Source organism: Pseudomonas sp. E141 (assembly GCF_052659885.1).
On sequence record NZ_CP084024.1, the window covers coordinates 1471565 to 1494931 of the forward strand.

A 23367-nucleotide genomic window follows, 5' to 3' on the forward strand; every position below is an offset into this window, starting at 1 on the left:
ATGAAAGTATCTTTCTTAAAGGAATACGTCTTAACATTAGGGACTGCTCTTGCGGTGTCAGGATTTTCATTTGTTCTGTATAAACTAATGTTGATTGCCTACTCCCAAGTGGGGCTTGATTATTTTGCAGTTATTCGAAGATACCAAGCGGCACTCGTACCTTTGCTTATGCTCGGTTATGGGGTTATGTTACCTAAGGCCATAGCCGCTAAGAAAATCGATAGTGGTACTGTTAATTTCGCCTTATTGACCTCTGTATCGTGCTTTACACTACTATCAGTTTTTTCATATCTCACTGATGAAAAGTATTTTTATGCCTTGTTATTTTCTGGGCCAATAGTTATCACGGGCTTTATATATTGTATATATAGAGGGCTTCAAGACTTTAAATTGGGGGCGGTTTCGAATGTTTATTTTCTAATTGTTTTGCCGCTAATATCTTTTTTTGCCACTTCAAGTTTAAAGTTTTTTATTGTTATATATTTTTTGCTTTCAGCTTTTTCTTTTGCGTGGTGGTATTTTTTAATTTCTCCTTCTCGAATTGTTTTTTCAGGTGTCAAGGCGACGATAGGAAACAAATTATTTTTTATTATGAGTTTGGCTCGCGTTCCTGGAGATTTTTTTAACCAGTTTATATTTGTGCTGCCTGTGGTTTTCGTAGATGGAACAAAGTATTCGTCGGGAGAGCTATCATTGGCTATTGCTGTAATGATTGCGTTTGCAATTCCATTAAGACCAATCAGCACCATCTTGTTAGTCAAAATAAGTGCAGGGGGAGGAAGTAAGCGAGAGTTTGTCAGTTCGCTTATGATTTATATTGCACTATCTGTTGTCGTCTCAATAGGGTTCTATTTTTGTTGTGATGTCTTTAATTATTTTTATTACAATAATGATTCATTTGGCGATGTGCTGAAGTCTCTAACTTTTGCTGTTCTCTTAAATTCATTGTATGTCTTGCTTAGAAGTTACGCTGATGCGAAATTTGATAAGCCTGTATTGTCTTATATAAATGCAGTTGGCCTGATGATTTTGACATTATTATTAGTCTCGGGGGTCGATGTGGTCATGAGCTTGATATTTAGCCTTTCCGTTAATATGCTCTTATTAGGTGGGCTTTTGTTGTCTAGGAACTTGTCATGGACGGATTGATTTTCTTTGTAGTTAGCTGTTTTATATTGTTGACTCTCGCGATGGGGAGCAGTTTTTTTTCGAAAAAAGAAGGGTTGTTCTCTACTTTTTTTGTGTTTTCAACCGGTGCAATGATCTACTTCTATCTCATACCCTTAGAGTTTACAATAAATGGTGCAGAAGGGTACGTGAAGCATGGTTTTTTTGTGGAGGTTTCTAATATTGCGAATTTTGTAGTGTTTGAATATTTACTGAGTATTGTTTTTTTTGCGATTGCAATCTTTATGACTAAGTTGCCAGTTTCCAGTGTGCGTCGGCTTGGCCCGGAATGTGTGAGTTTTAGTTTCTTCAGGTTGATAATTATAACGGCACTGTTCTTATATTTTTTTCGCGCACAAATATTATTGACATTGAATGCATACGAGCAGGTTGCGCAAGTTGCTTACTCGAATCAGCTTTATTCATTAATAAAGTATGTTTTGCTTCTTAATTTTTCTGTTATGGGGGTGTTGCTAGTAAGCGCGAACAAACAGGTGGCCGGTTGGTTTTGTTTGGCGGTTCCTATATTCGCTGGGCTTATTACTAGTGACAAAAATCCAATACTTATATTTTTAATTTCGATGGGGATAATTTTTCTGAATGGGAAGATTAAACTTAGAAGTTTTTGTTTGTATGCTCTTGTAGGCCTTCCTCTAATTTATTTAATATTAAACTTGATCTTCGCTTTTTCATTTTGGCGTGCAGGCTTTGATATCGCCGAGTCTTTAAATATGAGTTATGAAAACTTTTCGTTTTCTCGTATTGATCCAGCTGGTCCTTTTGTATCCATATCAATCTCCGTTGATACAGATGAGTATAAACTGGGTGGTACTTATCTAGACAATTTACAGCAGTTTTTACCAAAGTTTATTTCCTCAGAGAGGCCTCCCGGAATATCTGATGCATTTGCCATTGAAATGATTCCTGCGTGGGTGGAGGGACAAGGGCTTGGTTACTCACCTTTGGCCGAAGCAATAAATAACTTTGGTTATTTCGCCTTTATACACTTTTTTATTCTTGGTTTGTATTGGGGAATAATGTGGAAGGTGTTTATATTTTTCGGACAGCGATGGTTGTCTTTCGACGTGTGTCAGGTCTTCTATAAGATTTATGGTTTTTATTTGTTGATGGTTGGTTTTAGAGTTGACAGTCTTCACTTTATGAAGGTAGCGCCGCTTTATGTTATTCTAGGATTTATATGTTTGATGGTTTTTACTAGGGTGAAAAAATGAAAGTACTATGGTTGCACAATTTTGATCCGAAAATAAAAAATTCCGGTGTATTTATGCACCAGGCCTTCAATCATATTCAGAGTAACTATAATAAAGATTTTAGAATCGAGATGTTGTATTTGGGGAGCTTAAGGAATCCCATAAATATAATTCGTGCGATATTTAAGGTGTATTTTTTAAGTAAAGATTATGATTTGATACATGCGCAGTATGGATCTATGTGTGGTTTTATCTCTAGTTTTGCACGTGGGAAAAAAATTATCACGTTGAGGGGGTCCGATTGGTATAGAAAAAAGCGAGGAGCGCTTAAAGTCATACTGCATAATGTTTTTCAGAATGCGCTTACGTTATATAGTCTTAAAAGATATGATAAGATCATTGTTGTTTCTGAATCTATGGGGAAATCCGTGAGATCTAGATTTCCTAATTCCGAAATTGTAGTAATTCCAAGCCCTATTGATTGTGAAAAATTCAAGCCTCTTGATAAAGCTGCATGTCGAACTCGTTTGAATATGTGCCAAGAAGATAAAATTTTTCTCTTTCCCGTAATGAATGCTCTTAACTCAGTGAAGAGGCCGCAGCTAGTTGAAGAAGTAAAAAAGTATCTTCCTGCACACATTAAAATTATTACTGCCACAGGTGTAGATCATTCTCATATGTGTGAGCTTTATAATGCAGTAGATGCGGTACTACTTCCTTCCGAATATGAGGGGTGGCCAAACGTCATCAAAGAGGCGTTGTTGTGCAATGTCCCTTTCATAGCTACGGATGTCAGCGATCTGAGAAGTATCAGTGAACGTTATCCGAGTTGCAAAATTGTCGAGCCGAATGCACAGAGTATTTACGCGGCTATCATATCGTTTGAGTCCAATCAAGAACCTTTAAGATTGGCGGTGTCTTGGATGTCGCTGGAGTTTCTTAATAAAAAAATGTTAACCGCGTGCTATTCGGGATAATGTCTGATGATTATTGTCTATTTGCATCAATACTTTAAGACGCCTGATCAAGCTGGCGGAACTCGTTCCTATGAAATGGCCAAACGTTTAGCTCAGTTCGGACATGAAGTTCATATAATAACTTCGTCAAATGAAGGGGCTAAATTTCGTTGGCAGATGAGAGAGATAGAGGGGTTCAAGGTTCATTCAATATGCGTGCCCTACGATAATAAAATGAAGTTCTGGCAGAGGATTAAAGCTTTTGTTTCTTTCTCGCTTCAGTCTTCTAAAAAAGCTATTGCGTTTAAGGCAGATGTTATTTTTGCTACAAGTACCCCTCTGACTATAGTGATTCCTGGATATATCGCTTCAAAATTCTCACGTTGCCCAATGGTTTTCGAAGTGCGAGATCTTTGGCCCGAAATTCCCATCGCTTTAGGATACTTAAAAAATCCGTTGCTAAAGTTTTCTGCCAAGTGGTTGGAATCATTCGCATATAGCAAAGCAACAAAGATTGTTGCGCTTTCAAGCGGAATGGCGCGTGTTCTTGTAAGTCGGGGTCTAAAAAGTGAAAAAATCTGCACGATTCCGAATAGTTCAGATCTTTCATTGTTCGATCCGGCTCGTTTGGAGTTAGGGGTATTCCGTGGACGGTTTCCTGAAATTGGTACAGGGCCAATTGTACTTTATCCTGGAACGTTGGGTGTTGTTAATGATGTTTCGTATCTTATAGATATCGCAAAAAGCAGTAGAGAAAACAACAGTGATGTAAAATTTGTTGTTGTAGGGGAGGGGGCCGAAAAAAATAAGTTACTTGACTATGCGTTGAGTGTTGGGGTGCTTGGGCAAAATTTCTTTATATTTTCGGAAATGCCCAAAAATGATCTGGTGTATGCATTTAGGGATGCAGCGTTGATCGTATCATTGGTGGCCGATGTTCCGGAGCTGGAGAATAATTCAGCAAATAAGTTTTTCGACGCCCTAGCTTCAGGGACACCAATTGCTATTAACTATAAAGGTTGGCAATACAGTGAAATTCAGCAACATGCTGTAGGGTTATGCTTATCTAGAAGTATTCAGGTTGCCGTAAATCAGTTGTCTGTATTTTTATCAGATCCAGAGCGGGTAAAAATAACAGGTGAGCGTGCACGGGTTTTAGCAGAACAAAAATACTCGAGGGATATATTAGCTAAAAAGCTGAATGATCTATTATTAAATAGTGTGGGCTAGCAGGGCTTAAAATGAAACGTATATTTGATGTGTTTTTTTCGATGTTCGGGCTTTTGGGTCTATTACCGATAATTTTGGTTTGTGCTATTTTGATTCGCTTCAAACTTGGCGGTCCGGTATTTTTTCATCAGCTTAGACCAGGTTTGAATGGAAAGCCCTTTAAAATGATTAAATTTCGGACTATGCGAGAGTTAAACGACGCTTCCGGTCAACCTCTTCCTGATGCATTGCGCCTTACATCTTTTGGAAGCTTCCTGCGCTCTACCAGTTTAGATGAGTTGCCGGAGCTCTGGAATGTACTGTTGGGCGACATGAGTCTTGTGGGTCCCCGCCCTTTGCTTCTAGAATATTTACCGCTTTATAGCCCTGAACAATTGCGTCGACATGAAGTTAGACCTGGTATCACGGGATGGGCGCAGATCAATGGTCGTAACTCACTAAGCTGGGAAGATAAATTTGCTCTCGATATCTGGTATGTCGATAATCATACCATTTGGCTGGACGCAAAAATAATAGTTCTTACTCTAAGGAAGGTGTTGCTCAGAGAGGGTATTGCGGCTGAGGGAGAAGTAACCATGTCTAAATTCAAGGGAGAACAATAGTGAACCAGTTGGCAATATTGGGTGCTAGCGGACATGGTAAAGTGGTAGCGGATACAGCCGAGTCTTTGGGTTGGGGGGCGGTGATTTTTTTTGATGATGCCTGGCCCATATTGCAGCATAATGGTGTTTGGCCTGTTCAGGGAAATACTAATACCTTGATGGAAACACTTGATATGTTTTCGGGCGTCATCGTCGCCATTGGAGATAATCAAACTCGACAGGAAAAAATGAAAGAACTGATCGAGCTCAATGCCAAGCTCGTTACCCTTGTGCATCCCTCTGCTACTGTGAGCCAATATGCAACTATCGGCCCCGGCTCTGTAGTTTTTGCGGGTGCGATAGTCAATGCAGGGACTCACGTTGGACTTGGTGCTATTCTAAACACCGCATGCAGTGTTGATCATGATTGTATTTTAGGTGAGTTTGTTCATGTTAGTCCTGGAGCGCGACTTGCTGGATCCGTGACGGTGGGGGATCTATCTTGGGTAGGGATTGGTGCTAATGTGAAGCAGAAAATAAATATAGGCAGCAAAGCTATTGTTGGTGCTGGAGCAGCGGTGGTACATCATATAGAGGCAGGTCATACTGTAGTAGGTGTTCCGGCTGTACGCTTGATTAGTTGAGTTATATAATTTTTGCTAGGTGGCACTTGTTTTGTGTCGCTGACTATCTATATAGGTAAGGTTGTGCTTAATACTCCATTTTCCCCTTGGCCTTCTTTCACCGATGAAGAAGCAGATGCGGTACGAGCAGTCATATTGTCTAATAAAGTAAATTATTGGACCGGACAGCAGTGTCGTGAGTTTGAAAGAGAATTTGCTGCTTGGGCTTGTGTCAATTATTCTGTCGCTGTTGCCAACGGCACTGTGGCTTTGGATTTGGCCTTAAAAGCGTTAGATATTGGCAATGGAGACGAGGTTATTGTTACATCTCGTACCTTTCTCGCTTCTGTGTCAAGTATAGTTAACTGCGGTGCAACTCCTATTTTTGCTGATGTTGACCGAGATACGCAGAATCTTACAGCTGACTCCATTCGAGCGGTGGTGACCTCTCGGACCCGAGCAATCATTTGTGTCCATCTAGCGGGTTGGCCTTGCGATATGGATCCAATAATGTCTCTGGCTAATGAGTTTGCTATTAAGGTAGTCGAGGATTGCGCGCAGGCTCATGGTGCTACATACAAAGGAAAGCCGGTAGGTTCTATTGGAGATATTGGCGCTTGGTCTTTTTGCCAAGATAAAATCATGACCACTGGTGGTGAGGGAGGGATGGTCACCACCAATGATCGTGAGCTATGGTCTCGGATGTGGTCGTTTAAAGATCATGGGAAGAGCTGGGAGGCGGTATACGAGCGAGAACATCAGCCCGGCTTTCGTTGGCTCCACGACAGCTTTGGAACCAACTGGCGGATGCTTGAAGTGCAAGCGGCGATTGGCCGAATTCAGCTAAGTCGGATGGAGAACTGGCATTCAAGGAGATTGTATAACGCTCAAAAAATCTGGGAACGTGCACGGGGATGCGATGGTTTAAGGGTACCAGTCGTTTCGAACAATGTTGTCCATGCGGCATACAAATGTTATGTTTTTGTGCGACCTGAGAAGCTTAAAGCTGACTGGAATCGTGATCGAATTCTGGCTGAAATTTCCAGTCGTGGAGTGCCCTGTTTTTCGGGATCATGCTCCGAGGTTTACCTAGAAAAAGCATTCGATAACACAGTTTGGCGTCCTGCCCAACGATTGGAAGTGGCTAAAGAGTTAGGTGAAACTAGTCTTATGTTTATGGTGCATCCTACATTGACTGAGTCAGAAATCTCTAAAACCTGTGATGTCTTAGAGTCTGTAATGAGTGAAGCAACGAATTAATTGGGTGGCGGCTATCTTGTATTAAGTGTTTTTCAGCTTAATACACATGCTTAATATTTTATAAATTTCGTTGTCGCCTTCTGCTTTCCGCTCTTTTCTATAGGGGAGCGGATTCGGGTAATCAAAGACGAAACGTTAAATGGATATACCGATCGCGGAGGAATAATTTTTAAAGTGATGAGTGATCGCGCGGTATTTTTCATAAGTTAGTAGCGTATGCCGCCCAGTGTAGTACTTTGAATTTTTTCGAACTGGTTACTTCACATAGGCCGTATGACGCGTTGAAGCTCCAATTGATAATGTTGTCCGATTAGGATTGTGCTTGCTAGATGGAAATCAGTGAAACGTACTGGATCCTGGGTAGGTATGTGCAGGGTGTGTAAATGCTTAAGGAAGAGACCTGATAGCTTGAATCCAGCTTTAGACGAGGCTCGGTACTGGACGTGTATATTTTTTTTCCCTTGATTGTCTGTGGTTTTTCGGCGGTGCTAACTTGGTTATGGGGGCGTTACGCACTGACGCGGAGCTTCATCGATAGTCCAAATGCTCGTAGTTCGCACGAGACTCCAACACCTCGTGGAGGCGGGATAGCATTCGTCTTTAGCTTTATATTTGCATTACCGCTCTTGGCAGTCGCTGATTTACTGCCTTGGAAAACTGCGTGGGCGATGTTGGGTGCGGGGGCGGCGGTGGCCATACTTGGTTTTCTTGATGATCACAGGGACATCGCCATCCGTTGGCGACTGTTTGGGCATTTTGGGGCATCAGTTTGGGCGCTTTATTGGCTAGGTGGGTTACCAGCAATTACAATATTTTATCTTGTGATCGATTTGAGCTGGCTAGGAAACGTTCTTGCGGTTTTTTACTTGGTTTGGATGCTCAATCTTTATAATTTTATGGACGGTATAGATGGTATTGCATGTGTTGAAGCCATCTGTACTTGTCTTGGCGCCAGTTTTTTGTATTGGGTGTGTGGCTTCGATACGCTCATCGCGCCGCCGTTGCTGCTCGCAATGGCAGTGGCAGGCTTCATCTACTGGAATTTCCCTTACGCAAAAATTTTTATGGGGGACGCAGGTAGCGGATTCCTTGGCATTATGATGGGCCTGTTTTCAGTCCAGGCAGCGTGGGCTTCCTCCCAGCTATTGTGGGCCTGGCTGATTCTACTTGGTGTCTTTATTGTTGACGCATCATTCACTCTCTTACGCCGTCTATTACGAGGTGATAAGGTATATGAAGGGCATCGCACTCATGCTTATCAATTTGCTTCTCGCCATTATGGCACACATCCCCCTGTGACCTTTGCGGTTGCTGCGATTAATTTACTTTGGTTATTACCTTTGGCGCTATCTGTTGCGCTGTGGAATTGGGATGGGGCCTCGGTTTTATTATTGGCCTACACGCCACTTTTGCTTTTAGCAGTCAAGTTTCATGCAGGGGCCCTTGAAAAAACCTGATTTTGGAGTAATGTTCATTTTTTTGTATGTAGTGGTTTCAAGTGCGTGGGCACATGGCTGCCCTACGTAGAAATGCTTTTTAGGAGCTGGCCAAGGTGCAAGAAAGGGTTATGGACAAATTAAGGGCCGCCATGCTTGGGTTGCCGAGACGCCATAAGCGCGCGATCCAGGCGGCTACGGATATCGTGTTGGTCTGGATAGCCTTATGGCTGGCTTTCATCGTTCGGCTGGGTATCGAGGAATTGGTCAGCCCTATCAAAACGCATCTTTGGCTTTTTGCATCCGCTCCTATCATCGCCATTCCGATTTTCATCCGCTTTGGCATGTATCGTGCCGTTATGCGCTATTTTGGCAATGACGCATTAATCACTATTTGCAAGGCGGTTAGCCTCTCTGCCTTGCTCCTCGCTTTGCTTGTTTATTGGTACAGCAACCATAAAACGATGGTCCCCCGCTCCATTATCTTTAACTATTGGTGGTTGAGTTTGATAATGATCGGTGGCTTGCGGTTGATGATGCGTCAGTATTTCCTGGGGGATTGGTTCACCGCTGCCCAGCATGTGCCGTTTACCAGCCGTGATGACGGGCTGCCAAAAGTTGCCATTTATGGGGCGGGAGCCGCTGGTAATCAACTTGTGGCAGCGTTGCGCATGGGGCGAGTGATGCGCCCGGTTGCTTTCATCGACGATGATAGCAGTATCGCAGACCGTGTCATTGCCGGGTTGCAGGTCTATGAGCCCAAACATATCCAAAAGATGATCGATACCACGGGGGCGCAGGAAATTCTGCTAGCTGTTCCATCTTCGTCTCGAGGCCGTCGACGGGAGATATTAACGCTGCTTGAAGGTTTTCCACTGCATGTACGTAGTGTTCCGGGTTTTATGGATTTGGCTAGCGGCCGAGTCAAAGTTGATGATATCCAGGAAGTGGATATCGCTGATCTCCTTGGGCGCGACCCGGTGCCTGCTCAGGCGGAGCTGCTTGAGCATTGCATTTTGGGACAGTCGGTTCTAGTGACTGGGGCTGGGGGATCGATCGGCTCAGAGCTTTGTCGGCAAATCCTGGCGCTCAAGCCAAAAATATTGCTACTGCTTGAGCATAGTGAGTTCAATCTCTACAGCATTCTGTCAGAGCTCGAACCGCGAATCGCCCGAGAATCCTTATCAGTACGTATGTTACCCATCCTAGGGTCGGTACGAGATCAGGACAAGTTGCTTGACGTGATGAAGACCTGGAATGTTGACACGGTCTATCACGCCGCCGCTTATAAGCATGTACCCATGGTTGAGCACAATATTGCTGAAGGTGTCTTGAACAACGTGATCGGGACGTTGAATACCGCACAAGCCGCGCTGCAGGCGGGCGTATCGAATTTTGTATTGATTTCCACCGACAAAGCCGTGCGCCCCACCAACGTTATGGGCAGCACCAAGCGCCTTGCAGAACTGACCTTGCAGGCTCTGAGTCGTGAACTGGCGCCTGTGCTGTTTGGCGATAAGTCCAATGTCTCGCGCGTTAATAAAACCCGCTTCACCATGGTCCGGTTTGGCAATGTACTGGGCTCGTCAGGGTCGGTTATTCCGCTGTTCCATAAACAGATCAAATCCGGCGGCCCGTTAACCGTTACGCATCCCAAGATCACGCGTTATTTCATGACCATTCCCGAGGCCGCTCAGTTGGTGATTCAGGCCGGCTCCATGGGCTTGGGGGGCGATGTGTTTGTACTGGACATGGGGGAGCCGGTGAAGATTGTCGAGCTGGCGGAGAAGATGATTCACCTGTCTGGCTTGAGTGTTCGTTCGGAAAAGAACCCCCATGGCGACATTTCAGTCGAGTTCACAGGCCTGCGTCCTGGCGAGAAGCTTTACGAGGAGTTGTTGATTGGCGATAACGTTGTCGCGACCCGGCATCCGATGATCATGAGTGCCAACGAAGATCACCTGCCCTGGGATGTGCTCAAGGCCCGGCTGGCGGAGCTGCTGGCTGCCATCGAACACGATGACTACGCCAGAGTCCGTCAGTTGCTGCGCGATACCGTCAGTGGCTACGCCCCGGACGGTGAGATCGTCGACTGGATCTACCAGCAGCGCCGCCTCGAACCCTGATTGTTACACACCCTGTAACGTACACACTTTTGACAGTCCCCTATCGTCGCCTAAGTTTGAGAAGCAGCTTCGGAAAAGCTGCTTCTCTCTTAACGATGTCATGGAGCGTCACTTATGCGTACAGGCTATTTCTACTCTCTGGTTTTTGCCCTTCTGACCAGCGCCTCTATAGCTGTTATCGCTGCGCCCGCGGTCAAGCCAGAGATGACGGCGGCGCCGCAGGCACTGGAGTTGTCGGCTAAACCGCAAGGCGCCAAGGTGGATCTGAACGTGGCGGACGCCGCTACGCTACAACGCGAGCTGGCCGGGATAGGCAAGGCCAAGGCTGAGTCGATTGTTGCGTATCGCGAGAGTAATGGAGTCTTCTCTTCGGTAGAGGAGTTGCTGGAGGTCAAGGGGATTGGCAAGGCGATTCTCGATAGGAATCGTGACAAGCTGGAGGTGAACTAAGGTGTGAGAGTGAAAGAGGCCGGTCTGGTATGACTGGCCTTTTTGCGTCGGGCGGGGAAAGCCAGGCGATGTCAAAGGCCGAGAGAACGTATTGGGAGATGTCCTTTGGTTCCTACTCTAGCACCTCACTGATCAGGGGGTGGTGCCAGATTGATTGACCACAGCATTCAGGTTATTGCATAGCGAGTATCAATAGTGCTGAGGTCTGAGGCTCCTAAGGCAGCTCGTAGGGCCTCTTCGGTGGTACCGGGGATGTGAACTCTTCCGTAAAGTGTTGATCGAGATGGTACGCTATGCCCTCAGCATGGTTTCCTTCAGATAATATGTCAGCGTACCTATTTCATTGTCATCTGGCCTTTTCGGGTATTGCCACTTCCTCTTGACATGACGAAGTAAGTCTATACTGACCATAGCTTGATGCGGCGCTGCCGATTTCCAATGGCGTAGCGATGTGCAAAAGCGCGGTAAGCGATTGCTGACTACTTTACATAACGCTAAACTTGACGACTTTGCAATCTCATCGGAGATCAGCAATGATTTTCTGATAGCCAGGCGTAGGCAAACATGAGTACTTACCTAAAATATAGGCCAGACATTGATGGTCTACGTGCTGTAGCTGTTTTGGCAGTTGTGCTGTATCACGCATTTCCGAGAGATTTTCCGGGCGGGTTTATTGGTGTAGATGTTTTTTTTGTCATATCAGGGTATTTAATTACCGGTATTCTAATCAAAAGCCTCTCTAGAGATTCATTCAGCATTCTTGATTTCTATGCAAGACGTATCCGAAGGATATTTCCGGCCCTGTTACTTGTCCTTTTTTCGTGTTTGCTTTTTGGCTGGTTTTTTCTTATAGACTCCGAGTTTCAGCAGTTAGGAAAGCATGCGGCGTCTGGAGCTGGATTTGTTGCAAATCTGGTACTGTGGAGTGAATCAGGTTATTTTGACTCCGCTGCCGAAATGAAGCCGCTTTTGCACCTTTGGAGTCTTGGGATTGAAGAACAGTTCTATTTGGTGTGGCCTTTTGTTTTATGGTTAGCTTGGCAGTTCAGGAGAGCATCTTTAGCGCTCGTTCCTGTATTATTATTTATTATATCATTTTATTTTAGCGTAACGATGGTTCATGTTGATCCGGTGGGAGCGTTTTATTCGCCATTAACGAGATTTTGGGAGTTGGCCGTTGGGGGGGGGTGGCTTATTTTAGTGTAAAGAAAGGGATTGGTTCAAACATTCGCTCTGGCTGGATTCCAGAGATATGCGCTTTAGTTGCTTTTGTGCTGCTGGGATTGGGTTTTTTACTAATCGATAAAAGTAAAAATTTTCCTGGAGCTTGGGCGTTGATACCTGTGCTAGCAGCATTATTGCTGATCGGGCCGGGTGGCGGTTCGAAAGCAAGTCGCATCGTGCTGGCCAATAAGTTTTCCGTTTGGGTTGGTCTCATCAGCTTCCCGCTCTACCTCTGGCACTGGCCTCTGCTATCGCTAGCTAGCGTGACTCAGGGTGAGACCCCAGGTAGTAAATATCGAGCATTGGCCGTTGTCACCTCCTTGGTGCTGGCATGGCTTACATATAAATTTGTTGAAACGCCCGTACGAACATCTCCACGCGCCGGCGCGGTTCTGGTTTTGCTCTTTCTAATGTCTTTCGTGGGTATTGGTGGTTTTTATGTATATAAAGGCGGAGCAAAGGATGTCAGGGGGCTTAAGCAAGTGGCTGGAGATTTAGGGCATGAAAAATATTTTGATTATCTGAGCAATAATTACTATACGTGCACAGAAAAGACGGTCAGGGATAATGCTCTTGTTTATAAGGGGCATATAAGGTGTATGCAGTCAAAACCTAGTTCTAATATTGATATAGCGATTATCGGTGATAGTCATGCTGAGCACCTATTTAATGGGTTGGCAAGAGCTCTGCCGAATTTAAATGTTGCATACTATATAAAGGGGAGTCCTCCTTTTGTTAGTAATTCAGAGTTTACGGAAATCTATAATTTTATTGTTGGTAGCCACTCAACAAAAAAAGTCCTAATTACTATGCATTGGATCAAGCGCCTTAGTCAGGTTCCACACGATTCCACCGTGGAGCACGAGGTTTTTGCTTCCTCCGAATCGCTGTTGGCAAGTGGCAAAGAAGTATACATAGTTGATGATATTCCAAGGTTTCCATTTGATCCAAAAAAATGTATAACCGATGCCGAATATCTGAAAAACGGTTGCACCATTTCCATAAGCGATGCAAATAGAGAGCTAAATGTTTACAGGGAGCAGCTTCTAAATGTTTCGAGGCACGACCCGCGAGTCAAATACATTTCTCTTAGCCAATATGTGTGCAAGGATGACAAGTGCGGGATGGCTAGGAATGGTCATCTACTCTATCGCGATCGAAACCATCTTAATGTTAATGGATCGAATTTTATCGGCGCATCAATCGTTAGAGATAATCCTGATCTGCTTAAAGGATTTGACCGGTCTTCAATCGACAGTAACTAGGATGAACTTAACATCTGCACAATTAAGTTTGTACTTGTCATTGTAAGGTCGCAAGCCGGGATTCTTTTGTCCGGTGAAAGAATATATCCGGAACCGAGAAGTAGTCCTCATCCTCGTGCGCGCGTTATACGACGAAGTTGGGTGGGGTTTAGCCGACAAAATTATCTTTTTTGCAATCTGCACCTTGTTAAGATGGATCTGCACGGCGACTACAAGCTAGACTGGCGAGGTGAGGGCTACGCGGCCATCGGTCTGAAGTCGAACCACCATGGTGCGCGGCGAAGAGGGGAGCGAGCTATTAAGCGCGTATCGTTGGATGTATAGTTCCGGATAGCTATCTATCACAAGCTGCGCCATTTATGGATTCAAGAATGACTGGATGTCATGTAGTAAACGGCTTGCTACCTGTCTAGAACCATCTAACGATAGGTGCGTTGAGTCAGACAGTAGGAGTTTCCCATTTTCTTTCGTTCTGCAGACGCCTTTATTGCAAAGAGATTTTTCTGTATCTACATAGTAGGTATTGGGATGCGACTGAGCAAATTCCTTTAATAGCGAATTAATTTTCACTGAGCTGGTGTCGGCGAGTCTGTAGTTTAGCTTTTCTTGGCAAGGCTGATCAAAGTACGTTGGTCGCATCATACAGGAAACGGGGTTGAACTGTCGGTCCGGATGTGGGTGCGTTCCAATAATTATAAACTTGCGATTTCCGATATCTTTTCTGGTCTTGGTTAGTATATCTTCAATAACTTTAAGGTAGGAGGTGGCATTTTTCGTGTCCACGAAGCTACCGTCGGTACGAGAAATAACATTTTTATAGCGGTTCCAATCATAAGCTACAATAAATGCAAGATTGTTTCCCTTTAGTAGTTTTATGGCGCCTCTGTAGGATACACCGCATTCGGCGCGCGGCTCGTTGTTTCTTTTGACTGTGTATTCATCAGATAACAAACAGCCGTGCCTGAAAATACCATAAATCGAGCGGTTCTCTGATTTTAGTATCTCCCTAAGACCTCCGGCATATTGGTGGGCAAAGCTATCTCCAGCTAGCACCCCTATTAACTCACCACCAGTATCGCCAAGTCTAGATAATGTTTTTATTCCATGTCCGCCATAATTTATTATATGGAACTCTGCGGGGTTGTTATAAGGGGGCATAAGGCTCTCTGGAATTCTTGATGGCACCCCGCTAGATGACATCGTATAGGTGGTTGTTGCGCTGATCAAAGCTAGTGATGTTGATATAAATATATATCCCCGAAGCCTCGATGTCCTTTTTTGGGTCATGAATGGCTTTTCAATAAATTTGTATAGGGCAATACCTGCAGCAATAGATGAGATGAGGAGTACGAGTTTTTCGGGCGTAGTAATTTCCCGAAAAACGTAATACTTGAAGAAGACGATCATCGGCCAGTGCACGAGATAAACTGAGTATGAGATCAACCCCATCGCGACCATAGGCTTTGTCCGCAATACTGCTGCTATTTTACTTTGCTCTCCTGCATAAATACATGCCGCCGCGCCAATGCAAGGAATCAGTCCTAAAAGTCCCGGAAAAGGGGACTGGCTGTTAAGGAAGAAGGGAGAAGCGAGGGTAAGAAGGATTCCGAATAGAAAGACTGCTTCAGCCAAAGTCGCATTTTCTCGGATTCGCGGTGTAATTACTAGAATGGCACCGAGTGACAGCTCGAAAATTCGAAACGGCATCATGTAGTAGGCTGCTGAGGAATCAATTCCTATCATTATTTGTGATGCGGTAAGGGAGGTCAGCGTAATGATCGACAAGGTCAAAGTGAGTGTGTTTTTTTTACATTTGAGAAGTCCCCAAATTATGGCAGGCCAGATCAGATAAAACTGCCATTCCATTGCCAATGACCAAGTGTGAAGCAATGGTTGTGTCTTAGCGTCGGCATCGAAGTATCCCTGGTTCAACCAAAAATAAAAATTTGAGATCGACAGTAGTGAGTATTGAGCTGATCTGGCCAGGCTACTCAACGATCCTGGATCCATCAAAATAAATCCTGCCACCAAAGACAGGGCGACGGTGATGATTAGTGCAGGATGCAATCGAAGTAGGCGACGTGCGTAGAAATCTGTAAGTGAAAATCGATTAGAAACTACCGATGCTCTGATTACGGCGGTTATCAAGAAGCCGGAAATCACAAAAAAAACATCCACCCCGACAAATCCCCCGGGTACGCCAAGATCTAAATGAAACAACAACACTAGGATGACAGCTACCGCGCGAAGGCCGTCTATGTCAGGTCGGTAATTTGTGTTTTTGCTGTGCATTAATTCCCTTTCTGTGGCTTCGCCGGGGCAATTTGATTAGGGGTAAGATTCTACAAGTGAATGCTGTACGTGTCAGGCCTGACATATGGGTAGCGTATGATGGTGACGGGATGTGGTTAGGAGCGTGAATCGCAATCGTGCGTCCATGATCAAGATCCGGATACAAGACGAGGCCGTCAGGGCGAGCGGGCCATAAATCGCGAAGCATTGGTGGTCAAAAGTCAGCCAGCGTTGATCAGGCGGTCGCACAGAGAAGGATTACGTTCTTACCTGGTGTATCTCGTAATCTGCCTGAGAGGGCGACGTTGCAAGTCGTAGTTAGAAGTTAGCGGAGGTCGTAGTATTTTTTTGACGAAAGGGCCGAACGAGCAGAAGCCTATGGCTTATGCCCGATGAGCCGTGTTTCCAGCGCCTTGTCTTGCTCGCGATCCGCAAATTCATCACTGGCTGGGCTATGACGACAAGCGCACAGCGCACGAAGCGATGAGCATTTATCTCGGCGATTCCGAGCAACTGCTGCTTCTGCAATTGCTGGCTCACCCATCACCACCGATTAAGGACCCACCCTATGCACAAAAACTACCCAGCCGCCTACCAAGTCAGCAAAGGCTCGGCTCTGCAAGTGGACAAACCCTTCTACGACCGCATCCGCACCCAGCAGGACAAGCGCACTCTGATCGAACAGTTCGAGGTCCCCATCCGCACCGGCCGCGCTTGGCACGTACCTGCCGGTCATGTGTTCCGCGTTACGACTCCGGTGGGCCCGCAGGTGGGGGACTTCAACGTGTGGAATGCCCACGATCCACGGGAGCGTCTGTGGGCTGCGCGCACGCGTCAGCTGCAGGGCGCTCATGTCAGCACTCATGATCGGTTGTGGTCGAACCTGCCATTCTTGCGTCCATTGGTGACCATTACCGATGACAGTCTGGCCGATTATGGCATCGACGAGCACGGTGGACGGTTGCACGATCTGCTGGGTACGCGCTGTGATCCGTACGTGAACAGGATGCTCACCGGCGAGGATTTTCACCATCATTGCCACTCGAACCTGACCCGTGCGGTATTACCCCATGGCCTGACCGAGTTCGATGTGCACGATGTGTTGAATATTTTCCAATGTACTGGGCTCAATCATGATGACATGTACTTCATGAAGGCCTGTCCGGCGAAGAAGGGCGATTATTTGGAGTTTTTTGCCGAGATCGATTTGCTGTGTGCCTTGTCCACTTGCCCCGGCGGCGATCTGTCGCTCGCGATGTGGGGGCCGGATGCGCAGGATCCCCTCAGTGTCTGCCGTCCGCTGGGGGTGGAGATCTATCGATTGGAGGATTCCTTGCTGGCGGGCTGGAGCCAGCCTGAGCGGGCGGCGTACAAGGGGTTGCATGGCTTGCAGATTGCCAAGGCTGATTGGGAACAGTGATGTAGCAAGCGCTGGCTTTTGTGGCGAGGGAGCTTGCTCCCGCTGGGCTGCGTAGCAGCCCCAACAGTCAAAACCCGATTAGCCTGACACTCCGCGCCAGCAGATTCAGGGCCGCTTCGCGCCCCAGCGGGAGCAAGCTCCCTCGCCACAAAAGCGTCATGCAATCAGCACTGTAACGGCTCAACGATCCTTGGCCTCCTTCGCATCCATCTCGGCATTGCGCTCGGCAACACGCTTGCGTTGTTCATCCGTCAGTTCGACCTTGTGGGCGGTGTCACGCAGCATCATCAAGCCACCCACGATCGAGCCGATTGCAACAATCAGAATTAACCAGGCGTACCAGGGCATAGGGTTCTCCTTGAGGGGGCGATGGACGACGAACGTTTCGCCTGTCCATCGCACCTACCACTTATGAGCGAAGGTTGTTCGCAGTGGTTCCATACTACGCCCGTTGTGCCGGGTTCACCTCAAAGCCCGGTGAGCATCGCATCGGCCGGGGCATCGGCGCGCAGTTGTGCGGTCAGCACAAAGTACAAGAAGCCTACCGCCATGAAACCGAGGAAGATCAGCCCGATCAGGGCATTGAACCAGGCCATCGCTACCAGGCACACCACTGCCAGTACCAGGGCGATACCCGGGATGATCGGATAACCCGGCGCCCGGAAGGTGCGTTCCAGGTTGGGTTCGGTTTTACGCAGTTTGAACAGGCTGAGCATGCTCATGATGTACATGACGATCGCGCCGAACACCGCCATGGTGATCATCGCTGCGGTCAGGGTCATGCCGCCGAGGTTGATCAGGCCGTCGCTGTAGATCGCCGCGATGCCGATCAGGCCGCCGGCGATGATGGCCCGGTGCGGGGTCTGGAAGCGTGACAGTTTGGCGAGGGAGGCGGGCAGGTAGCCGGCGCGGGCGAGGGCGAAGAACTGGCGCGAGTAGCCGAGGATGATGCCGTGGAAGCTTGCCACCAGGCCGAACAGGCCGATCCACACCAGCATGTGCAACCAGCCGGAGCTTTCGCCGACTACGGTTTTCATGGCTTGGGGCAGCGGGTCGTTGATGTTGGACAGGGTGCGCCAGTCGCCCACGCCTCCGGCGAAGAACATCACGCCCATGGCCAGGAACACCAGGGTCAGGATGCCGCTGATGTAGGCCTTGGGAATTGTGCGTTTCGGGTCCTTGGCTTCTTCGGCGGCCATGGCTGCACCCTCAATGGCCAGGAAAAACCAGATGGCGAAGGGGATTGCGGCGAACATCCCGGCGATGGCCGGCGCGCCGAACACATCGGAACCGGCCCAGCCGTTCAAGGCGAAGCTGCTGAAGCTGAACGCCGGGGCGACTACACCCATGAACACCAGCAGTTCGGCTACCGCCAGCACGCAGACGATCAGTTCGAAGGTCGCCGCCAGTTTCACCCCGAGGATGTTCAGGCCCATGAACACGATATAGGCACCGACCGCCGCATGTTTCGGGTCCAGGGCCGGGAATTGCACGTTCAGGTAGGCACCAATGGCCAGGGCGATGGCCGGTGGTGCGAAGACGAATTCGATCAGCGTTGCCAGACCGGCGATCAACCCGCCTTTTTCGCCGAATGCCCGGCGGCTGTAGGCGAACGGCCCGCCGGCGTGGGGAATGGCGGTGGTCAGCTCGGTGAAGCTGAAGATGAAGCAGGTATACATGGCCGCGACCATGAATGATGTCACTAGAAAGCCCAGCGTTCCGGCAACGCCCCAGCCGTAGCTCCAGCCGAAGTACTCGCCGGAAATCACCAGGCCGACGGCAATGCCCCATAGATGCAGGGTGCCCAGGGTGGGTTTGAGTTGTGTGTTCATCGGTGGCTCCCCCTCGATCCATAGCAAAAGCGCTGGGGTGGGGCAGTGCAGTGGGCGTGCCAGTGTGGCGGTTGTGGTCGTAATGGGTGAAATTGTGTCGTATCGGGGATGTTCGCCGCCGGATGGCCTGATTTTGTGCTCCAGTTCGGAGCGTCAGTGCCGGCGCGGGCCTCATCGCGAGCAGGCTCGCTCCCACAGAGGATCTTCAGTGGAGGCAAACTCTCTATTCACAACAGATCAAATGTGGGAGCGAGCTTGCTCGCGATGAGGCCCGCCCAGCCAGCCACCAACCCCTTTTTTACACATTCTTTATCCCCCAACCCCTCTCTCGATCTCGTTCCTTTACGCCCTCCCTGCCGACAATCACTCCACACACGGCATGACGCCGTACGACGGAGAAATCCCATGAGCCTTCTGGACGGGGTGTCGCTGCTGCTGGCAGCGGCGCTGTTCATTTATCTACTGATTGCGCTGTTGCGCGCGGATCGGAACTAGGAGTGGCTATGCACGGTTATGACTACGGGCTGATCCTCGCCTTCTTTGCGCTGGTGCTGATCCCTGCACCGTTTCTGGGGCGTTTCTACTACCGGGTGATGGAAGGCCAGCGCACTTGGCTTTCACCTGTTCTTGGCCCGGTGGAGCGTGGTTGCTATCGCTTGGCCGGCGTCGATCACACCGTTGAGCAGAGCTGGCAGAAATACACCCTGGCCTTGCTCGCTTTCAATCTGGCCGGCTTTTCGCTGTTGTTCGCGATTCTGCTGTTACAGGGGCATTTGCCACTCAACCCCGAAAAAGTGCCGGGTATGGAATGGACCCAGGCATTCAATACGGCGGTGAGTTTCACCACCAATACCAATTGGCAGTCCTACAGCGGTGAAGCGTCGTTGAGCTACCTGAGCCAGATGCTTGGCCTGGCTGTGCAGAACTTTGTCAGCGCTGCTACCGGCCTGGCCGTGCTGGTGGCGCTGTGTCGCGGAATTGGGCGCAAATCCGCTGCAACGCTGGGTAACTTCTGGGTCGACATGACCCGCGCCACCCTCTACGGGCTGTTACCGCTGTGCCTGTTGCTGGCCCTGTTCCTGGTGTGGCAGGGCGTGCCGCAAACCTTCGCGCACTATGTGCATGGGTTGACGATGCAAGGCGCGGATCAAGTGATTCCATTGGGCCCGGCCGCCAGCCAGATCGCGATCAAGCAACTGGGCACCAACGGTGGTGGTTTCTTCGGCGTCAATTCGGCACACCCCTTCGAGAACCCGACGGCCTGGAGCAACCTGTTCGAAGTCGCCTCGATCATCCTGATTCCCGCCGCGCTGGTGTTCACCTTCGGCCATTACGTCAAGGACCTGCGCCAGAGTCGGGCGATCATCGCCTGCATGCTCGTACTGTTTCTGATCGGCGGCGCTACCTCGTTGTGGGCCGAATCCCAACCCAATCCGGCGCTGCATAACGCTTCGGTGGAGCAGACCGCGCCACTGGAAGGCAAGGAGGCGCGCTTTGGCACCACGGCCACGGTGCTGTGGTCCGTCACCACCACGGCGGCCTCCAATGGCTCGGTCAATGGCATGCATGACAGCCTCAATCCTCTGAGCGGCATGGTCTCGCTGGTGAACATGATGGTCGGCGAAGTCATTTTCGGCGGCGTCGGCGCGGGGCTCTACGGGATGCTGCTGAACGTGCTGATCGCGGTGTTCCTGGCTGGATTGATGATTGGCCGTACCCCGGAATACCTGGGCAAAAAGCTCGCTGCCAGGGAAGTGCAACTGCTGGTGATAACCCTGTTGGTCATGCCGGTGAGCGTGTTGGGGCTGGGGGCCATTGCTGCGAGCCTGCCCGGACCTGCTGCAGCGGTGAGCAACCCTGGCGCCCATGGTTTCAGCCAGTTGTTGTATGCCTACACCTCGGCGGGTGCGAACAACGGTTCGGCCTTCGCCGGTTTTGGTGCCAACACACCCTTTCACAATCTGATGCTGGGCCTGGGCATGTTGATCGGTCGTTTCGGCTACATCCTGCCGGTGCTGGCCTTGGCCGGTAGCCTGGCGCTGAAGAAAACCGCGCCGATCGGCCCGAACAGCTTCCCGACCCACGGCCCGCTGTTCGTGACCCTGCTCACCGTGACCATTTTGTTGGTGGGCGGCCTGACCTTCCTGCCGACCCTGGCCCTGGGGCCGATTGCCGAACACCTGAGCCTGGGTTTCTGAGGATCTGATGATGAATATGCCAATGAGCAAAACCGTCGTCGCCAAGGCGTCGGAGCAACCGAAAACCGCGATTTCGGCCTTGTGGCGGCCAGCGCTGGTGCAAGCTTTCGTCAAGCTCGATCCGCGCCAGTTGCACCGCGCCCCGGTGATGCTGGTGGTGGAGCTGACCGCAATTCTCACCACGGTGTTGTGTTTCGTTCCGGACAGCAGCGTGCCGACTTTTGTTGCCGCGCAAATTGCCCTGTGGCTATGGTTCACGGTGCTGTTCGCCAACTTTGCCGAAGCCCTGGCCGAAGGTCGTGGCAAGGCTCGGGCAGACAGTCTCAAGGCCGGTAGCGAAGGCCTCAGCGCACGTCGCCAGACGGCCAACGGCTTTGAGGTGATAGCCGCCACCCGCCTGCGAAAAGGCGACGTGGTACGCGTCGAGGCGGGGGAGATGATTCCTGGCGATGGTGAAGTGATCGAAGGCATCGCCGCAGTGAACGAGGCGGCGATTACTGGCGAATCGGCCCCGGTCATCCGCGAGTCCGGCGGCGACCGTTCAGCTGTCACCGGCAACACGCGCCTGGTCTCCGACTGGCTGCTGGTGCGCGTCACCAGTAACCCCGGTGAATCCACCCTGGACCGTATGATCGCCCTCGTCGAAGGCGCCAAGCGGCAGAAGACGCCCAACGAAGTGGCGTTGGATATTCTGCTGATCGGCTTGACGCTGATCTTCCTGCTGGTGGTGGTGACGCTGCAGCCGTTCGCGCATTTCGCCAACGGTAATTTGCCGCTGGTGTTTCTGGTGGCGCTGCTGGTGACGTTGATTCCCACCACCATCGGCGGGCTGTTGTCGGCCATCGGCATCGCCGGGATGGATCGACTGGTGCGCCTGAACGTGATCGCCAAGTCCGGCCGCGCCGTGGAAGCGGCGGGGGACGTGCATGTGCTGATGCTGGACAAGACCGGCACCATCACCTTCGGCAATCGTCGTTGTGCCGCGGTTCACGCCGCGCCCGGCGTGAGCGTCAAGGAACTGACCGAAGGCGCGTTATTCGCTTCGTTGGCCGACGACACGGCGGAGGGCAAGTCCATTGTCGAGTACCTGCGGGGTTTGCATTCGCAACCCGAGCCTGGCGCCGAACTGCTGACCGCTGTGCCGTTCAGTGCTGAAACCCGCTTGTCCGGTGTCGATTACCAGGGCCGGGTGTATCGCAAGGGTGCCGTGGATTCGCTGCTGAGTTTTATCGGCCTGTCGAAAAGCGAACTGCCACCTGCACTGGCGCGGGAGGTGGACAAGATCGCCCAGAGCGGCGGTACCCCCTTGCTGGTGTGCGTTGACGGCAGGCTACTGGGGGCGATTCATCTGAAGGACGTGGTCAAGCCCGGTATCCGCGAGCGCTTTGCCGAGCTGCGCAAGTTGGGGATTCGCACGGTGATGGTCACCGGCGACAACCCGCTCACCGCCGCCGCCATTGCTGCCGAGGCCGGTGTCGATGACGTGCTGGCCGAGGCCACACCGGAGAAAAAACTGGCGCGCATCCGTCATGAACAGAATGACGGTCGTCTGGTGGCGATGTGTGGTGACGGTGCCAACGATGCGCCGGCCCTGGCCCAGGCTGACGTCGGCATGGCGATGAACGACGGCACACAGGCGGCGCGAGAGGCGGCCAACATGGTCGATCTGGACAGCGATCCGACCAAGTTGCTGGACGTGGTGCAAATCGGCAAGGAACTGCTGGTGACCCGTGGGGCCTTGACGACGTTTTCCATCGCCAACGACATCGCCAAGTACTTCGCCATCCTGCCGGCGCTATTTGCCTCGATTTATCCACAACTGGGTGTGCTGAACGTGATGCACCTGAGCAGCCCGCAAAGCGCGATTCTGTCGGCCATTGTGTTCAACGCCTTGATCATCGTGGTGCTGATCCCGTTGGCGTTGCGTGGCGTGCGGGTGCAGGCCGCCAGCGCTGCTGCGCTGCTGCGGCGCAATCTGCTGATCTATGGCCTGGGTGGGATCGTGGTGCCGTTCGTGGGGATCAAGGCGATCGACATGTTGCTGACGGCGCTGGGGCTGGTTTGAGCGGATAACCAACGCTCGCCTTCACCTTGTG

General features: G+C 49.7%; 19 protein-coding genes. 16 read left to right on the forward strand and 3 right to left on the reverse strand.

The features are described 5' to 3' along the window. From GKKCFE_RS06690 to GKKCFE_RS06745, 12 genes are all read left to right on the forward strand, one after another. Entirely contained in the window at nucleotides 1-1149 is a 1149-nt protein-coding gene (locus GKKCFE_RS06690; protein WP_445577636.1) for a hypothetical protein, read from the forward strand. Then, nucleotides 1137-2399 carry a hypothetical protein gene (locus GKKCFE_RS06695; RefSeq protein ID WP_445577637.1) on the forward strand — a complete coding sequence of 421 codons (1263 nt, stop codon included), beginning with the start codon at nucleotides 1137-1139 and terminating at the stop codon, nucleotides 2397-2399. Before GKKCFE_RS06690 ends, GKKCFE_RS06695 begins: the two co-directional genes overlap by 13 nt. Next, a complete protein-coding gene (locus GKKCFE_RS06700) occupies nucleotides 2396-3355 on the forward strand; it encodes a glycosyltransferase family 4 protein (protein WP_445577638.1) in 960 nt (319 codons plus the stop codon). Before GKKCFE_RS06695 ends, GKKCFE_RS06700 begins: the two co-directional genes overlap by 4 nt. A gap of 6 nt (nucleotides 3356-3361) precedes the next feature. After that, a complete protein-coding gene (locus GKKCFE_RS06705; RefSeq protein ID WP_445577639.1) occupies nucleotides 3362-4564 on the forward strand; it encodes a glycosyltransferase family 4 protein in 1203 nt (400 codons plus the stop codon). An 11-nt stretch (nucleotides 4565-4575) separates the two neighbouring features. Beyond that, nucleotides 4576-5166 carry a sugar transferase gene (locus GKKCFE_RS06710; protein WP_445577640.1) on the forward strand — a complete coding sequence of 197 codons (591 nt, stop codon included), beginning with the start codon at nucleotides 4576-4578 and terminating at the stop codon, nucleotides 5164-5166. Further along, nucleotides 5166-5789, forward strand: coding sequence for an acetyltransferase (locus GKKCFE_RS06715; RefSeq protein ID WP_445577641.1), 624 nt, complete (start codon nucleotides 5166-5168; stop codon nucleotides 5787-5789). The genes GKKCFE_RS06710 and GKKCFE_RS06715 overlap by 1 nt, the downstream gene beginning before the upstream one ends. A gap of 63 nt (nucleotides 5790-5852) precedes the next feature. Further along, entirely contained in the window at nucleotides 5853-7028 is a 1176-nt protein-coding gene (locus GKKCFE_RS06720) for a DegT/DnrJ/EryC1/StrS family aminotransferase (RefSeq protein ID WP_445578029.1), read from the forward strand. A 437-nt stretch (nucleotides 7029-7465) separates the two neighbouring features. Next, nucleotides 7466-8485, forward strand: coding sequence for an MraY family glycosyltransferase (locus GKKCFE_RS06725; RefSeq protein ID WP_445578030.1), 1020 nt, complete (start codon nucleotides 7466-7468; stop codon nucleotides 8483-8485). Between the two features lie 110 nt (nucleotides 8486-8595). Further along, a complete protein-coding gene (locus GKKCFE_RS06730; protein ID WP_445577642.1) occupies nucleotides 8596-10590 on the forward strand; it encodes a polysaccharide biosynthesis protein in 1995 nt (664 codons plus the stop codon). Nucleotides 10591-10704: 114 nt separating this feature from the next. Next, complete coding sequence (locus GKKCFE_RS06735; protein WP_139050778.1) at nucleotides 10705-11040, forward strand: ComEA family DNA-binding protein; 336 nt, start codon at nucleotides 10705-10707, stop codon at nucleotides 11038-11040. Between the two features lie 564 nt (nucleotides 11041-11604). Beyond that, on the forward strand, nucleotides 11605-12246 hold the full coding sequence (locus GKKCFE_RS06740) for an acyltransferase family protein (protein WP_445577643.1): 642 nt from the start codon (nucleotides 11605-11607) through the stop codon (nucleotides 12244-12246). Continuing rightward, entirely contained in the window at nucleotides 12228-13529 is a 1302-nt protein-coding gene (locus GKKCFE_RS06745) for an acyltransferase family protein (protein ID WP_445577644.1), read from the forward strand. Before GKKCFE_RS06740 ends, GKKCFE_RS06745 begins: the two co-directional genes overlap by 19 nt. A 357-nt stretch (nucleotides 13530-13886) precedes the next feature. On the opposite strand, the gene GKKCFE_RS06750 is transcribed toward GKKCFE_RS06745, so the two are convergent. After that, nucleotides 13887-15821, reverse strand: coding sequence for an acyltransferase family protein (locus tag GKKCFE_RS06750; RefSeq protein WP_445577645.1), 1935 nt, complete (start codon nucleotides 15819-15821; stop codon nucleotides 13887-13889). A 568-nt stretch (nucleotides 15822-16389) separates the two neighbouring features. On the opposite strand from GKKCFE_RS06750, the gene GKKCFE_RS06755 reads away from it, so the two are divergent. Continuing rightward, nucleotides 16390-17241 carry an urea carboxylase-associated family protein gene (locus GKKCFE_RS06755; protein WP_173407181.1) on the forward strand — a complete coding sequence of 284 codons (852 nt, stop codon included), beginning with the start codon at nucleotides 16390-16392 and terminating at the stop codon, nucleotides 17239-17241. A gap of 180 nt (nucleotides 17242-17421) precedes the next feature. Here the strand turns inward: GKKCFE_RS06755 and GKKCFE_RS06760 are convergent, their stop codons facing one another. Both GKKCFE_RS06760 and eat read right to left on the reverse strand, forming a co-directional pair. Then, a complete protein-coding gene (locus tag GKKCFE_RS06760; RefSeq protein ID WP_014337248.1) occupies nucleotides 17422-17589 on the reverse strand; it encodes a DUF2897 family protein in 168 nt (55 codons plus the stop codon). A 119-nt stretch (nucleotides 17590-17708) separates the two neighbouring features. Continuing rightward, nucleotides 17709-19073, reverse strand: a complete 1365-nt coding sequence (gene eat / locus GKKCFE_RS06765; protein ID WP_047226332.1) for an ethanolamine permease — start codon at nucleotides 19071-19073, stop codon at nucleotides 17709-17711. A 405-nt stretch (nucleotides 19074-19478) separates the two neighbouring features. Here eat and kdpF point away from each other — a divergent pair, with 405 nt between their 5' ends. The 3 genes from kdpF to kdpB are packed head-to-tail and all read left to right on the forward strand — an operon-like array spanning nucleotide 19479 to nucleotide 23336. Further along, the gene (gene kdpF / locus GKKCFE_RS06770; RefSeq protein ID WP_047226333.1) at nucleotides 19479-19568 is read left to right on the forward strand and encodes a K(+)-transporting ATPase subunit F; all 90 of its coding nucleotides are present in this window, start codon (nucleotides 19479-19481) and stop codon (nucleotides 19566-19568) included. 8 nt (nucleotides 19569-19576) lie between these two features. After that, the gene (gene kdpA / locus GKKCFE_RS06775) at nucleotides 19577-21271 is read left to right on the forward strand and encodes a potassium-transporting ATPase subunit KdpA (RefSeq protein ID WP_047226334.1); all 1695 of its coding nucleotides are present in this window, start codon (nucleotides 19577-19579) and stop codon (nucleotides 21269-21271) included. Nucleotides 21272-21281: 10 nt separating this feature from the next. Next, complete coding sequence (kdpB, locus tag GKKCFE_RS06780) at nucleotides 21282-23336, forward strand: potassium-transporting ATPase subunit KdpB (protein ID WP_445577646.1); 2055 nt, start codon at nucleotides 21282-21284, stop codon at nucleotides 23334-23336. Nucleotides 23337-23367 lie beyond the last annotated feature (31 nt).

Excerpts from the sequence above, each read along its gene's own strand:
- kdpF (WP_047226333.1), top strand. The coding sequence starts at position 19,479 with ATGAGCCTTCTGGACGGGGTGTCGCTGCTGCTGGCAGCGGCGCTGTTC.
- kdpB (WP_445577646.1), top strand. The coding sequence starts at position 21,282 with ATGAATATGCCAATGAGCAAAACCGTCGTCGCCAAGGCGTCGGAGCAA.
- GKKCFE_RS06705 (WP_445577639.1), top strand. The coding sequence starts at position 3,362 with ATGATTATTGTCTATTTGCATCAATACTTTAAGACGCCTGATCAAGCT.
- GKKCFE_RS06760 (WP_014337248.1), bottom strand. The coding sequence starts at position 17,589 with ATGCCCTGGTACGCCTGGTTAATTCTGATTGTTGCAATCGGCTCGATC.
- GKKCFE_RS06740 (WP_445577643.1), top strand. The coding sequence starts at position 11,605 with ATGAGTACTTACCTAAAATATAGGCCAGACATTGATGGTCTACGTGCT.
- GKKCFE_RS06730 (WP_445577642.1), top strand. The coding sequence starts at position 8,596 with ATGGACAAATTAAGGGCCGCCATGCTTGGGTTGCCGAGACGCCATAAG.
- kdpA (WP_047226334.1), top strand. The coding sequence starts at position 19,577 with ATGCACGGTTATGACTACGGGCTGATCCTCGCCTTCTTTGCGCTGGTG.
- GKKCFE_RS06750 (WP_445577645.1), bottom strand. The coding sequence starts at position 15,821 with ATGCACAGCAAAAACACAAATTACCGACCTGACATAGACGGCCTTCGC.
- GKKCFE_RS06690 (WP_445577636.1), top strand. The coding sequence starts at position 1 with ATGAAAGTATCTTTCTTAAAGGAATACGTCTTAACATTAGGGACTGCT.
- GKKCFE_RS06710 (WP_445577640.1), top strand. The coding sequence starts at position 4,576 with ATGAAACGTATATTTGATGTGTTTTTTTCGATGTTCGGGCTTTTGGGT.
- GKKCFE_RS06700 (WP_445577638.1), top strand. The coding sequence starts at position 2,396 with ATGAAAGTACTATGGTTGCACAATTTTGATCCGAAAATAAAAAATTCC.
- eat (WP_047226332.1), bottom strand. The coding sequence starts at position 19,073 with ATGAACACACAACTCAAACCCACCCTGGGCACCCTGCATCTATGGGGC.
- GKKCFE_RS06755 (WP_173407181.1), top strand. The coding sequence starts at position 16,390 with ATGCACAAAAACTACCCAGCCGCCTACCAAGTCAGCAAAGGCTCGGCT.
- GKKCFE_RS06695 (WP_445577637.1), top strand. The coding sequence starts at position 1,137 with ATGGACGGATTGATTTTCTTTGTAGTTAGCTGTTTTATATTGTTGACT.
- GKKCFE_RS06735 (WP_139050778.1), top strand. The coding sequence starts at position 10,705 with ATGCGTACAGGCTATTTCTACTCTCTGGTTTTTGCCCTTCTGACCAGC.